At 66.3% G+C, this 12,804-nt stretch carries 10 protein-coding genes; all 10 read left to right on the forward strand.

Annotated features, from left to right (window positions below; translation table 11 throughout):
- The 10 genes from dnaA (at position 1) to KMZ68_RS00050 (ending at position 12,799) form a co-directional block, all read left to right on the forward strand.
- Complete coding sequence (dnaA, locus tag KMZ68_RS00005; protein WP_215613917.1) at positions 1-1,434, forward strand: chromosomal replication initiator protein DnaA; 1,434 nt, start codon at positions 1-3, stop codon at positions 1,432-1,434.
- A 335-nt stretch (positions 1,435-1,769) separates the two neighbouring features.
- The gene (gene dnaN / locus KMZ68_RS00010; RefSeq protein WP_215613918.1) at positions 1,770-2,888 is read left to right on the forward strand and encodes a DNA polymerase III subunit beta; all 1,119 of its coding nucleotides are present in this window, start codon (positions 1,770-1,772) and stop codon (positions 2,886-2,888) included.
- A 90-nt stretch (positions 2,889-2,978) separates the two neighbouring features.
- Positions 2,979-3,344 (forward strand): endonuclease domain-containing protein, encoded by a 366-nt coding sequence (locus tag KMZ68_RS00015; protein WP_215613919.1) that lies wholly within the window; start codon positions 2,979-2,981, stop codon positions 3,342-3,344.
- A gap of 84 nt (positions 3,345-3,428) precedes the next feature.
- On the forward strand, positions 3,429-4,568 hold the full coding sequence (gene recF, locus KMZ68_RS00020) for a DNA replication/repair protein RecF (protein WP_215613920.1): 1,140 nt from the start codon (positions 3,429-3,431) through the stop codon (positions 4,566-4,568).
- 259 nt (positions 4,569-4,827) lie between these two features.
- Positions 4,828-7,269 (forward strand): DNA topoisomerase (ATP-hydrolyzing) subunit B, encoded by a 2,442-nt coding sequence (gene gyrB / locus KMZ68_RS00025; protein WP_215613921.1) that lies wholly within the window; start codon positions 4,828-4,830, stop codon positions 7,267-7,269.
- 11 nt (positions 7,270-7,280) lie between these two features.
- On the forward strand, positions 7,281-8,582 hold the full coding sequence (murA, locus tag KMZ68_RS00030; protein WP_215613922.1) for a UDP-N-acetylglucosamine 1-carboxyvinyltransferase: 1,302 nt from the start codon (positions 7,281-7,283) through the stop codon (positions 8,580-8,582).
- A 59-nt stretch (positions 8,583-8,641) separates the two neighbouring features.
- Positions 8,642-10,063, forward strand: a complete 1,422-nt coding sequence (locus KMZ68_RS00035) for an MATE family efflux transporter (RefSeq protein ID WP_215613923.1) — start codon at positions 8,642-8,644, stop codon at positions 10,061-10,063.
- Between the two features lie 21 nt (positions 10,064-10,084).
- Positions 10,085-10,558: a DUF2867 domain-containing protein gene (locus tag KMZ68_RS00040; RefSeq protein ID WP_215613924.1), complete on the forward strand. Its 474-nt coding sequence runs from the start codon at positions 10,085-10,087 to the stop codon at positions 10,556-10,558.
- A 142-nt stretch (positions 10,559-10,700) separates the two neighbouring features.
- Positions 10,701-11,354: a 2-hydroxychromene-2-carboxylate isomerase gene (locus KMZ68_RS00045; RefSeq protein ID WP_215613925.1), complete on the forward strand. Its 654-nt coding sequence runs from the start codon at positions 10,701-10,703 to the stop codon at positions 11,352-11,354.
- A 74-nt stretch (positions 11,355-11,428) separates the two neighbouring features.
- The gene (locus tag KMZ68_RS00050; protein WP_215613926.1) at positions 11,429-12,799 is read left to right on the forward strand and encodes an MmgE/PrpD family protein; all 1,371 of its coding nucleotides are present in this window, start codon (positions 11,429-11,431) and stop codon (positions 12,797-12,799) included.
- Positions 12,800-12,804 lie beyond the last annotated feature (5 nt).

The raw sequence follows: 12,804 nt of genomic DNA on the forward strand, positions 1-12,804 counted from the left end.
ATGACAAATACGGAACAAGATCGCTGGTCACGCGTGAAGGGTCGGCTGCGCTCGAGCGTGGGAGAAGACGTCTACACAAGCTGGTTTGCGCGCATGGACCTGGAAGGCGTGCAGGATGAAAGCGTCCGGCTTTCGGTGCCGACGCGGTTTCTCAAGAGCTGGATCCAGGCCCATTACGCCGAACGCGTTCTCACCTGCTGGCAGGCCGAGATGCCGGAGGTGCACCGGATCGATCTCACCGTGCGCACCGCGATGCGCTGCGTGGCGCCCGTCAAGGAGGCCGCTTCCGCCCCGCTCGACGCGCGCCGTTCCGAGCGGTCCGACGGCCGTCCCGCGCCCGAATTGCGCGCCACCGCGACCGCGCCGGTATCAGCCAGCCATGACGCCCTCGGCGGCTCGCCGCTCGATCCACGCCTGACCTTCGGAAGCTTTGTCGTCGGCCGCTCCAACACGCTGGCGCATGCGGCGGCGCGTCAGGTTGCGGAGGGACGGCGCGGCGACAGCGTGATGTTCAACCCGCTCTACATCCATGCCGGCGTCGGGCTCGGCAAGACCCATCTGCTGCAGGCGGTGACATGGGCCGGCAATTCCGGCAGCGAGCGCAAGGTGCTCTATCTCACCGCTGAGAAGTTCATGTACGGCTTCGTCGCGGCGCTGAAAACGCAGACTGCGCTGGCATTCAAGGAAGCCCTGCGCGGCATCGACGTGCTGGTGATCGACGATCTGCAGTTCCTGCAGGGCAAATCGACCCAGGCCGAATTCTGTCACACCCTGAACGCGCTGATCGATGCCGGCCGCCAGGTCGTGATCGCGGCGGACCGTCCGCCGTCGGATCTCGAGAGCCTCGACGACCGCGTGCGCTCGCGCCTGGCCGGCGGTCTCGTCGTCGAGATGGGCTCGCTCGGCGAGGAACTGCGGCTCGGAATCCTCAAATCGCGCGTCGCCGCCGCCCGCGCGCATCATGCGAGCTTCGACGTGCCGGCGCCGGTGCTGGACTATCTCGCGCGCACCATTACCCATAACGGCCGCGACCTCGAGGGCGCCATCAACCGCCTGCTGGCACACAGCAAGCTCAACGCCCAGCCGGTGACCCTGGAAATGGCCGAGCGCGAGGTGCGCGACCTGATCCGGCCGCAGGAGCCCAAGCGCATCAAGATCGAGGACATCCAGCGGGTAGTGGCCCGGCAATACAATGTCAGCCGCTCCGACCTGTTGTCTTCGCGGCGTACCGCGAATGTGGTCCGCCCGCGCCAGGTCGCGATGTATCTGGCGAAAACCCTGACGCTGCGCTCGCTGCCCGAAATCGGCCGCCGCTTCGGCGGACGCGACCACACCACGGTGCTGCATGCCGTTCGCAAGATCGAGGCCCTGGTCGCCAAGGACGTGTCGCTCTCCGAAGAGGTGGAATCGCTGAAGCGTCAATTGCAGGAGTAGAATTTTCTCCGTTCCGTGACGGAGGCGCTTCCTACCGTCGTCCCGGCACGCCGGGACCCTGCGCCGCGGCCGGGTCTTTGCAGCAACGGTCGTCGACGGCTTCTGCACCACAACAAGCGCCGGTGGCTTATCGGCCCCGGCGCGCGGATTTCCCGGCAAAACGTGGGGAACGGCCCCGCCTTTCTCTTGCGCTCAAGGGCCATCCGCGCCACCTTGCGGTCCCCCCGCGGGTTTGGTCAAATCCAGCTCCGATCAGGCTTTTCGGGTTTCAAATGCCGCGGCGCGCCTTTTGGGCCGCCCGGCTTTTCCATCTTAGGGATCAGGCGGGTATTGCAATGAAGGTTACCGTCGAGCGCGCGCAACTCCTGAAATCGCTGGGCCACGTCCATCGCGTGGTCGAGCGCCGCAACACCATTCCGATCCTGGGCAACGTGCTGGTCCGCGCCGAAAGCGGGCGGCTGTCGCTGAAGGCCACCGACCTCGACCTCGAAGTCACCGAGACGCTTCCGGCAGAAACCGCGACCGGCGGCTCCACCACGGTGCCGGCGCACATGTTCTACGACATCGTGCGCAAACTGCCCGACGGCGCCCAGATCGTGCTGGAAGGCGACGGCGACCGCTCGATGCTGGCGATCCGCGCCGGCCGCTCGCGCTTCACGCTGCAGACCCTGCCCGAAAACGATTTTCCGGATCTCGCCGCCGGCGAGATGACGCATTCGTTCACGCTGGCCGCCGCCGACGTGAAGCGGCTGATCGACCGCACGCAGTTTGCGATCTCGACCGAGGAGACCCGCTACTATCTCAATGGCATCTATCTGCACACCGCCGGCAGCGCCAAGGCCGCGACCTTGCGCGCGGTCGCGACCGACGGGCATCGGCTGGCGCAGATCGATCTGCCGCTGCCCAAGGGGGCGGACGGCATGCCCGGGGTGATCATACCGCGCAAGACCGTGGGCGAAGTGCAGCGGCTGATCGAGGACAACGAGGCCGAGGTCGGGATCGAACTGTCGCCGGGCAAGATCCGCTTCACCATCGGCAATGTGGTGCTGACCTCGAAACTGATCGACGGCACCTTTCCGGACTACGGCCGCGTCATTCCGCAGAACAACGACAAGGAGCTGATCGTCGACAAGAAGGATTTCGAAGCCGCGGTTGATCGCGTCTCGACGATTTCGAGCGAGCGCGGCCGCGCGGTGAAACTGGCGCTGTCCGCGGGCAAGCTGGTGCTGTCGGTGACCAATCCGGATTCCGGAAGTGCGACCGAAGAGCTCGAGGTCGAATACGCCTCCGACGCGCTCGATATCGGTTTCAATTCGCGCTATCTGCTGGATATCGCCGCCCAGATCGAGGGCGAGGTCGCGGTGCTGAAACTGGCCGATCCCGGTTCGCCGACGCTGGTGCAGGACAAGGATTCCAAGGGCGCGCTCTACGTGCTGATGCCGATGCGGGTGTAGGAAATTTCTGACAAACCGCATCTGAATCTTCCCTCTCCCCTTGTGGGAGAGGGTGGCGCCTCACGGAGTGAGGCGACGGGTGAGGGGTTCGTGCCGCAGACACCACACCACCGACCGACCGCCAAGCGTATCCGCAATTTCGCAAGGAAGATGCGCCGCGAACCCACCGACGCGGAAGCGGCTATGTGGCGATTGCTCCGGGATCGCCGGTTTCAGTTCGTCAAATTTCGCCGGCAAGCCCCCTTTCAGAGCTTTATTCTCGACTTCGTGTGCTTCGAAAAGAGAATCGTCATCGAGATTGACGGCGGGCAGCACGCCGACTCCGAGCGTGACACGACGAGAGAAGCCGTCCTGATGACCGAAGGTTTCAGAATCGCGCGCTACTGGAATAACGACGTGCTGCAGCGACCGTCATCAGTATTGGAGGATATTCTCGCGAAGCTCGCCGAGCTGTAAGAACCCCTCACCCGTCGCCTCACTTCGTGAGGCGCCACCCTCTCCCACAAGGGGAGAGGGAAGAGAGACCGACATTTTTCATCCATGACCGCCTCCCGCATCCGCCGCCTCAGCCTGACGCATTTCCGCAACTATCGCGCGGCGAGCCTTGAGACGCGCGGCGACATGGTGGTGCTGGTCGGTCCCAACGGCGCCGGCAAGACCAACTGCATCGAGGCGATCTCGTTTCTGTCACCCGGCCGCGGCCTGCGCCGCGCCACGCTCGACGATGTCGCCGATATCCAGGGCGACGGCTCCTGGGCGGTGTCTGCCGAGGTCGAGGGCGCGCTCGGGCTGGCGACGCTCGGCACCGGCATCGACCCGCCCGGCAGCGAGGGTGCGGCCACCAGCCGGCGCTGCCGGATCGACCGCGAGCCGGTCGGCTCGGCCACCGCCTTCGGCGACCATCTGCGCATGGTGTGGCTGACGCCCTCGATGGACGGACTGTTTCTCGGGGCAGCTTCGGAACGGCGGCGGTTCTTCGACCGCCTCGTGCTGGCGATCGACTCCGAGCATTCGAGCCGGGTATCGGCGCTCGACCGTTCCTTGCGCTCGCGCAACCGGCTCTTGGAAGTGCGCAATTACGACGACCACTGGTGCGACGCGATCGAGCGCGAAACCGCGGAACTCGCCGTCGCGGTGGCGGCGATGCGCGGCCAGACCGTGACGCGGCTGGCGGCGATGCTGCGCGCCCGCGGCGAGGCCTCCGCGTTCCCGTCCGCGCAGATCATGCTCGACGGCTGGATGGAAAACGCGCTGGTCAGCGAGCCCGCGACCTCGGTGGAAGACCGCTACCGCGAGATCCTGCGCGCCAGCCGCGCCCGTGACGCCGCCGCCGGCCGCACCCTCGACGGACCGCACCTCACCGATCTGCAGGTGATCTACGCGCCGAAGAGCATGCCGGCGCGCGACGCCTCGACCGGCGAGCAGAAGGCGCTGCTGATCGGGCTGGTGCTGGCGCATGCCAGTCTGGTCGCCGAGATGACCGGCATCACGCCGCTGTTGCTGCTCGACGAGGTCGTGGCGCATCTCGATCCCGGCCGCCGCAAGTCGCTGTTCGACGAACTGGCGAAACTCGGCGCGCAGGTCTGGATGACCGGCGCCGACCCCGCGGCCTTCGCCGACATCGGTCCGTCCGGCGAGATTTTCGACGTCGATTCCGGCCGGATCGCGCGCCGGGCCTGACGATGCAGGCGGCCATCCCGCCGGCTCGACGGCCAGAAAAATCCCGGGATTCGGGACCGGGAATCGCCTTTCGAATCGCGCTTTTGCCGACGCCCGGAATCAACGTTCGGACGCCTTGAAAAACCCTCAAAAAATCCCATTTATTCAACAGCTTGCTGATAGAGACTTTGCGCTAGGCGCAGTGCGCCTTTCATGGCACAAATAGGCCGATCAGCGCCTATTTTGCGCCGCTGATTCGGGACATCCTCGAAGGCCTCACATGACAGAACCTGCCCGGCAATCGATCGCCGACACTGAGCATTCCGTTCCCATCGAATACGGTGCGGAATCGATCCGGGTATTGAAGGGCCTCGACGCCGTGCGCAAGCGGCCGGGCATGTATATCGGCGACACCGACGACGGTTCCGGCCTGCACCACATGGTCTACGAAGTCGTCGACAACGCCATCGACGAAGCGCTCGCCGGCCACGCCACCGCGGTGGAAGTCGTACTCAACGCCGACGGTTCCGTCACCGTGCGCGACGACGGCCGCGGCATTCCCGTCGACATCCACAAGGGCGAAGGCATTTCCGCGGCCGAGGTCATCATGACCCAGCTGCATGCCGGCGGAAAATTCGACCAGAATTCCTACAAGGTTTCCGGCGGTCTGCACGGCGTCGGCGTCTCCGTCGTCAACGCGCTGTCGGAGAAGCTGCAGCTGCGGGTCTGGCGCGACGGCAAGGAGCACTTCATCGAGTTCGCCCACGGCGATGCGGTGGCGCCGCTGAAGGTGGTCGGCGACGCCCACGGCAAGCGCGGCACCGAGGTGACCTTCCTCGCCTCCAAGGAGACCTTCACCAACGTCGAATACGACTTCGCGACGCTGGAGCACCGGCTGCGCGAACTGGCGTTCCTGAATTCCGGCGTCAACATCGTGCTGTCCGACATGCGCCACGCGGTCGAGAAGCGCGAGGAGATGCGCTACGACGGCGGCGTCATCGAGTTCGTGAAATATCTCGACCGCAACAAGAAGCCGATGGTGCCGGCACCGATCATGATCAATGCCGACATGAACGGCATCGGCGTCGAGGCGGCGCTGTGGTGGAACGACAGCTATCATGAGAACGTGCTGTGCTTCACCAACAACATCCCGCAGCGCGACGGCGGCACCCATCTGGCCGGTTTCCGCGGCGCGCTGACGCGCCAGGTCAACGGCTATGCCGACGCCATCGCCAAGCGCGAAAAGATCGCGCTGACCGGCGACGACTGCCGCGAGGGCCTGACCGCGGTGCTCTCGGTGAAGGTGCCCGATCCGAAATTCTCCTCGCAGACCAAGGACAAGCTGGTGTCCTCGGAAGTGCGCCCCGTTGTCGAAAACGTGCTCAACGAGGCGCTGGCCGCCTGGTTCGAGGAACATCCCGCGGAAGCCAAGACCATCGTCGGCAAGGTGGTGGAAGCCGCCGCCGCCCGCGAGGCCGCGCGCAAGGCCCGCGAGCTGACCCGGCGCAAGGGCGCGCTCGATGTCGCCTCGCTGCCCGGCAAGCTCGCCGACTGCCAGGAAAAGGACCCCGCCAAATCGGAACTGTTCATCGTCGAGGGCGACTCGGCCGGCGGCAGCGCCAAGATGGGCCGCAACCGCGAATTCCAGGCGGTGCTGCCGCTGCGCGGCAAGATCCTGAACGTCGAGCGCGCGCGCTTCGACAAGATGCTGGGTTCCGAGCAGATCGGCACGCTGATCACCGCGCTCGGCACCGGCATCGGCCGCGACGATTTCGATCTCTCCAAGCTGCGCTATCACAAGATCATCCTGATGACCGACGCCGACGTCGACGGCGCGCACATCCGGACCCTGCTGCTGACCTTCTTCTTCCGCCAGATGCCGGCGCTGATCGAGGGCGGCTACCTCTATATCGCGCAGCCGCCGCTCTACAAGGTGACGCGCGGCAAGTCCGAGCAGTACCTCAAGGACGAGCGCGCGCTGGAAGATTACCTGATCGAAACCGGCCTTGACGACTGCGTCTTCAAGCTGGCGTCGGGCGAAGACCGCAAGGGCCGCGACCTGCTGGCGCTGGTGGAGGATGCCCGCGTCATCCGCGCCACGCTGCACAATCTGCACAGCCGCTATAACCGCAAGGTGATCGAGCAGGCGGCGATCGCCGGGGTGCTGAGCCCGAAGGTCACCGGCGACATCGCCACCGCCAACGCCGCTGCGGACTATATCGCGCGGCGGCTCGATGCGCTGGCCGACGAGGTCGAGCGCGGCTGGGCCGGGCGCTTCGTCGAAGGCCAGGGTTTCCAGTTCGAGCGCACCGTGCGCGGCGTCAAGGACGTCGCCATGATCGACGACGCGCTGCTCGGCTCGGCTGACGCACGCAAGCTCGACGATTACGCCGCCAAGCTGCAGGAAGCCTATCCGAAGCCGGGCCTGCTGCGCCGCAAGGACACCGAGACCGCGATCCACGGGCCGGTCAGCCTGTTCGAGGCGGTGACCGACGCCGGCCGCAAGGGCGTGGCGCTGCAGCGCTACAAAGGCCTCGGCGAGATGAACCCGAGCCAGCTCTGGGAAACCACGCTCGACACCAACGAACGCTCGCTGCTGCAGGTCAAGATCAAGGAGGTCGACGAGGCCGACGACATCTTCACCAAGCTGATGGGCGACGTCGTCGAGCCGCGCCGCGAATTCATCCAGGACAATTCACTCAGCGCCAATGTCGACGTGTGAGCAGAAATCAGGTGCCACCCCTTCAATACATCGTTGAAGGCGGCCACCGGCTGGCGGGCACCATTGCGCCCGCCGGCAACAAGAATGCCGCGCTGCCGATCATCGCCGCGGCATTGCTGACCGAGCACCCGGTCACGCTCGAGAACGTCCCCCGCATTCGCGACACCGAGACGCTGGTGGAGCTGATCCGCTCGGTCGGCGCGTCCGCCGAATGGCGGGAGCGCAATACGCTGGCGATCCATGCCAGGAGCATCCGCGCTGCAGACCTCGACCCGGAACTATGCGCGCGAATCCGTGCCTCGATCCTGCTGGCGGGGCCGCTGCTGGCCCGCTGCGGCGAGGTCATGCTGCCGCCGCCCGGCGGAGACGTCATCGGCCGGCGGCGCCTCGATACCCATCTTCTGGCCTTCGAGCAGCTCGGCGCCACGGTTACCGCGACCCACCGGCTGGAATTCCGCGCCACCCGCCTGAAGGGCGCGGATGTCTTTCTCGACGAGCCCAGCGTAACGGCCACCGAGAACGCGCTGATCGCCGCTGTCGGCGCTCATGGCACCACCTACCTGCGCAACGCCGCTTCCGAGCCGCATGTGCAGGACCTCGCGCATTTCCTGGTCGCGCTCGGCGCGCAGATCGAAGGCATCGGCACCAACACCATCATCGTCCACGGACCGGCGACGCTCGGCGGCGCCACCTATTCGATCCAGCCAGATCACATCGAGGTCGGCTCGCTGATCGGCCTGGCCGCTGTGACCCGCTCGCCGCTGCGCATCGCGCGGGCCGGCGTCGAGCACCTGCGTTCGATCCGGATGGGCTTCGAGCGGCTCGGCATCGTCTGCGGCGTCGAGGGCGACGATCTCGTGGTGCCGTCCGGACAGACCATGAAGATCCACGATGATTTCGGCGGTCACGTTCCGAAGCTCGAGGATCAGCCGTGGCCGGCTTTCCCGGCGGACCTGATGTCGATCGCCATCGTCACCGCCACCCAGTGCGACGGCGTGATCCTGATGTTCGAGAAGATGTTCGAATCGCGGATGTTTTTCGTCGACAAGCTGATTGCGATGGGCGGGCGCATCGTGCTGTGCGACCCGCACCGGGCGATCGTGGCGGGGCCGAGCCGGCTGCGCGGCGCGCTGATGACCTCGCCGGACATCCGCGCCGGCATGGCGATGCTGCTGGCCGCGGTATGCGCCGAGGGCGTCAGCACCATCAACAACGCCGACCAGATCGAGCGCGGCTATGAACGCATCGACGAACGCCTCAACGCGCTCGGCGCCAAAATCACGCGGGTGCCGGAGCGGGCGCGCGACACCTGATCAAAACATTGGGACCGCGCCGCCACGCTTTCGTCCAGCGGGAATGCTAATGTCGCGCTATGACATCCCTCGATGAAATCCGGCGAGCGCCGGTCGCCACGGCAGCTTCCGGCCATCACCTCGCCGTCGAACTGACCGAGACGCTGAAGCTGGCGGTTCCGATCGCGCTGACGCAGCTCGGGCAGATCGCGATGATGACGACCGATCTGGCCCTGATCGGACGCCTCGGCGACGAGGCGGTGGCCGCCGCGGCGCTGGCAAGTTCGGTGTTCTTCATCACCTTCACCTTCGGCATGGGGCTGGTGTCCGCGGTGGCACCGTTGGCCGCGCAGGCGTTCGGCGCCCGCAATCCGCGGATGGTGCGGCGATCGCTTCGCGTCGGGCTTTGGGCGGCGCTGCTGATTTCCCTGCCGTTGATGGCCCTGCCGCTCTACGGCGAGCAGATCCTGTTGACCCTGGGTCAGGCGCCGGCGACCGCGCGGCGCGCGCAGGAATATCTGCTGGGCCTCGCCTGGGGCATTGCGCCGGCGCTGTGGTTCCTGGCGATCCGCGGCTTCATGGGCGCGGTCAACCGTCCGGAGCCGGGACTGTGGATCACGCTGGCGGCGATCCCCGCCAATGCCGTGCTGGTCTATCTCCTGATCCATGGCGAATGGGGACTGCCGCGGCTGGGATTGTTCGGCGCCGGGCTTGCCACCACGATGATCAGTTTCGGCATGTTTCTGGCCGGCCTCTGGTTCGCGCATGGCCGCCGGCCGTTCAGGAAATATCACGTGCTGGGCCGGATCTGGCGCGTCGACTGGCTGCTGATGCGGCAGCTGGTCGTGATCGGCGCGCCGATCTCGATCGCGTTCCTGCTGGAGTATGGCCTGTTCGCCGCCGCGGCGCTGCTGATGGGCCTGATCAGCACCACCGCGCTGGCGGCGCATCAGATCGCGCTGCAGGTCACCGCCATCCTGTTCATGGTGCCGTTCGGCATCGGAATAGCGGCGACCGTGCGGGTCGGGCATGCCGTCGGCCGCGGCGACGCGCCGGCGGTCAAGCGGGCGGGCCTGGTCGCGACCACGCTCGGCATCGTCCTGGTATCCAGCCTGACGCTGGCCGTGATCCTCGCCCGGTTCGCGATCGCGCGATTCTTTCTCGGCGAGGGGACGGAAAGCGGGGGTGTCGTGATCGAGCTCACCGCTGTTCTGCTGATGGTCGGCGCGACATTCTTCGTCGCCGACGGCATCCAGACCGTCGCGGCGGGCGCGCTGCGCGGCATGAACGACACGCGGATCCCGCTGTTGTTTGCCGCGATCAGCTACTGGCTGATCGGATTCAGCGCCGCCTACGGGCTCGCCTTCTGGACCGGGCTCGGCGCGGTCGGCGTCTGGATCGGGCTGTCCTGCGGCACCGCGCTCTATGCCCTGCTTCTGGTCTTGCGTTTCCGGCGGCTTGCGGGGCATCTGGAACGCGCAAGAATGGTTGCCGTGAATTGAAGCGAACCGCAGAGGCTGGACATGAAAGTCCGCGAGGTCGATCCCGACGTTGATCCCGGCGCGTTGCTGCCGGGCGCGCAGTTCGTCGATGCCTACCGCATTGCGGTTGAGGATGCCGCGCTCGACGCGCGGCAAGCGGCGGAAAGAATGCTGGGGCGCGGGCCGCGCTGGATCGACGCCCTGCTGAGCCTGCGCAATCTCATCGTGGCGCCGTTCGGCCTGAAAACCTCGGCGCCGAACCAGAGCCGCACCGCCGACATCATCGGGCTGTTTCCGGTCGTGAGCCAGACGCCGGATCGCCTGGTTGCGGGCTTCGACGACAAGCACCTGGATTTCCGCGTCGTGGTCGATGTCGCAGGCTCCGGCGCCAGCCGGAATGTCACCGCGACCACTCTGGTGCTGACGCACAACCTGCTCGGCCGGGTCTATCTCGCGACCGTCCTGCCGTTTCACCGGCTCGTCGTCCGCGCCATGCTGCGGCAGGTTGCAGTCTGAGCCCGGCACATCGGCGGACCGGCGTGGACGCATTGCGCGGCGCGTGCTTTGTTCCCGCCCGAAGTCTTTTGTCTTGATGCGTTTTCTTCACGCGAACCGGTATCCACTTCGCTCGAAAACGCCCACGCTGACCGGGTTTGCCGTGACATTATCAGTCGATCTGTTCTTTTCGTTTCGCAGTCCCTACAGCTACCTCGCGCTGCCGAAGACGCGGAAGATGGTCGCCGATTACGACGTCACGGTGAACCTGCGCCCGGTCTATCCGCTGGCGGTGCGCGTTCCCGGCTTCTTCAAGCGCGCCAATCCGCAATTCGCCCGTTACGTGGTGCTGGATTCCAGCCGCGTCGCCAGGCACGAGAACATCCCGTTCCGCTTTCCCCGCCCCGACCCGATCGTGCAGGACATGGCGACGCTCGATGTCGCCGAGAACCAGCCCTACATCCACCGCCTGACGCGACTCGGCGCCGCGGCGCAACTCGAGGGCCGCTCGCTCGAATTCACCGATGCGATCAGCCGGGTACTGTGGGACGGCACGGTCAGCGGGTGGAACGAGGGCGATCACCTCGCCCGGGCCGCAGGCGCCGCGGGCTTCGACCTGGCCGCGATGGAGGCAGCTGTTACGGCCGATCCCGACCGCTTCGAGCAGGTGATATCGGGCAATGAACAGGCCCACGCCGCCTCCGGCCACTGGGGCGTGCCGACTTTCGCGTTCGAGAACGAGCCGTTCTTCGGACAGGACCGCATCGACCTCCTGATCTGGCGCATGGAAAGCAAGGGTCTGACCCGCCGCAGCTGATGTTGACGGCACGCCACGGCAGCCGTACCAAAAGTCCGGATACAGGAACGCGCAAGAACAAACGAGGCAACGCCATGGCCCATGAAACCGCGACGCTGGCCGCTTATGTCGCCAACCTGAAATTCGCCGATATCCCGCAGGAAGTGCTGGCGCGCGCCAAGGTGCTGACGCTGGATTTCCTCGGCAGCGCCATCCGGGCGCGGCGCGACGCGGAATCGACGCCTTCGCTGCTGAAAATGCTCGAGGCGCTGGCGCTCGACGGCAAGGGCGAATCCACCGTGTTCGGAGATGCCAAGACCTGGACGCCGGCAGTGGCGGCGCTGCTCAACGGCGCGCTCGGCCATTCGCTCGACTTCGACGACACCCATGCGGATTCCTCGCTGCATCCGAGCGCGCCGGTGGTACCGGCCGCGTTCGCGGTCGGCGAACTCGTCGGCGCTTCCGGTCGCGACGTGCTCACCGCCATCGTCGCCGGCTATGAGGTGTGCTGCCGGCTCGGCAACGCGCTCGATCCGACCTCGCATTACGCGCGCGGCTTTCACCCCACGGCGACGGCCGGTACCTACGGCGCCGCTGCGGCGGCGGCAAAACTGTTTGGATTGTCGAAGGAGCAAATCATCTCCGCATTCGGCGTTTCCGGCAGCCAGGCGGCCGGCTCGCTGCAATTCCTGGTCAACGGCGCCTGGAACAAGCGCTATCAGGTCGGCGCCGCCGCGATGAACGGCGTGATCGCGGCCACGCTGGCGCGCAACGATTTCGTCGGCTCCTCCGAATCGGTCGAAGGCAAGCATGGCCTGTTGGTCGGCTACAGCGACAACCCGCATCCCGAAAAGGCGGTCGCCGACCTCGGCAAGATCTACGAGACCATGAAGATCGGCGTAAAACCCTATCCGAGCTGCCGCTATACCCACGCAGCCCTTGATGCGCTGATCGCGATGCGCAGGGAGCACAACCTGACGCCGGACCAGATCAAGCGCGTCGAGATCGGGCTGCACCGCAACGGCATCACGCTGACCGGCGACGCCGCCACCAAGCGGCATCCGACCTCGATCGTCGGCGGACAGTTCTCGATGTTCTTCACCGGCGCGGTCGCGCTCGACCAGGGCCGCTTCGGCTGGGACGATTACGAACGGCTCGGCGACAAGGCGGTGGGTGCGCTGGCCGACAAGTTCGACGTGGTGCAGGACGATCGCCTTGAGGTCGGCCGCAGCCACCCGTTCGGCGCCCGCGTCTCGATCACCACCGACGACGGCGTGCACGAACGGCTCTATGCCGACCCCTCCGGCGAGCCGAATTCGTTCCCGGATGCGCAGGCGATGCAGCAGAAGTTTCTCACCCTCGCCCGCCCGGTGCTGAACGGCCGCGCCGACCAGCTTGCGGATGCGATCCTGTCGCTGGAACGATTCGATCGCGTCGAGAAAGCCACGCAGCTCGGCCGGCAATAGCGCTG

Origin of the sequence: Bradyrhizobium sediminis, from assembly GCF_018736105.1 — a bacterium.
GTDB lineage: Bacteria > Pseudomonadota > Alphaproteobacteria > Rhizobiales > Xanthobacteraceae > Bradyrhizobium.

What these genes read in the sequence shown, in the direction of transcription:
- gyrB (WP_215613921.1), top strand. Translation starts at nt 4,828, where the DNA reads ATGACAGAACCTGCCCGGCAATCGATCGCCGACACTGAGCATTCCGTT.
- recF (WP_215613920.1), top strand. Translation starts at nt 3,429, where the DNA reads ATGACCGCCTCCCGCATCCGCCGCCTCAGCCTGACGCATTTCCGCAAC.
- KMZ68_RS00050 (WP_215613926.1), top strand. Translation starts at nt 11,429, where the DNA reads ATGGCCCATGAAACCGCGACGCTGGCCGCTTATGTCGCCAACCTGAAA.
- dnaN (WP_215613918.1), top strand. Translation starts at nt 1,770, where the DNA reads ATGAAGGTTACCGTCGAGCGCGCGCAACTCCTGAAATCGCTGGGCCAC.
- dnaA (WP_215613917.1), top strand. Translation starts at nt 1, where the DNA reads ATGACAAATACGGAACAAGATCGCTGGTCACGCGTGAAGGGTCGGCTG.
- KMZ68_RS00040 (WP_215613924.1), top strand. Translation starts at nt 10,085, where the DNA reads ATGAAAGTCCGCGAGGTCGATCCCGACGTTGATCCCGGCGCGTTGCTG.
- KMZ68_RS00035 (WP_215613923.1), top strand. Translation starts at nt 8,642, where the DNA reads ATGACATCCCTCGATGAAATCCGGCGAGCGCCGGTCGCCACGGCAGCT.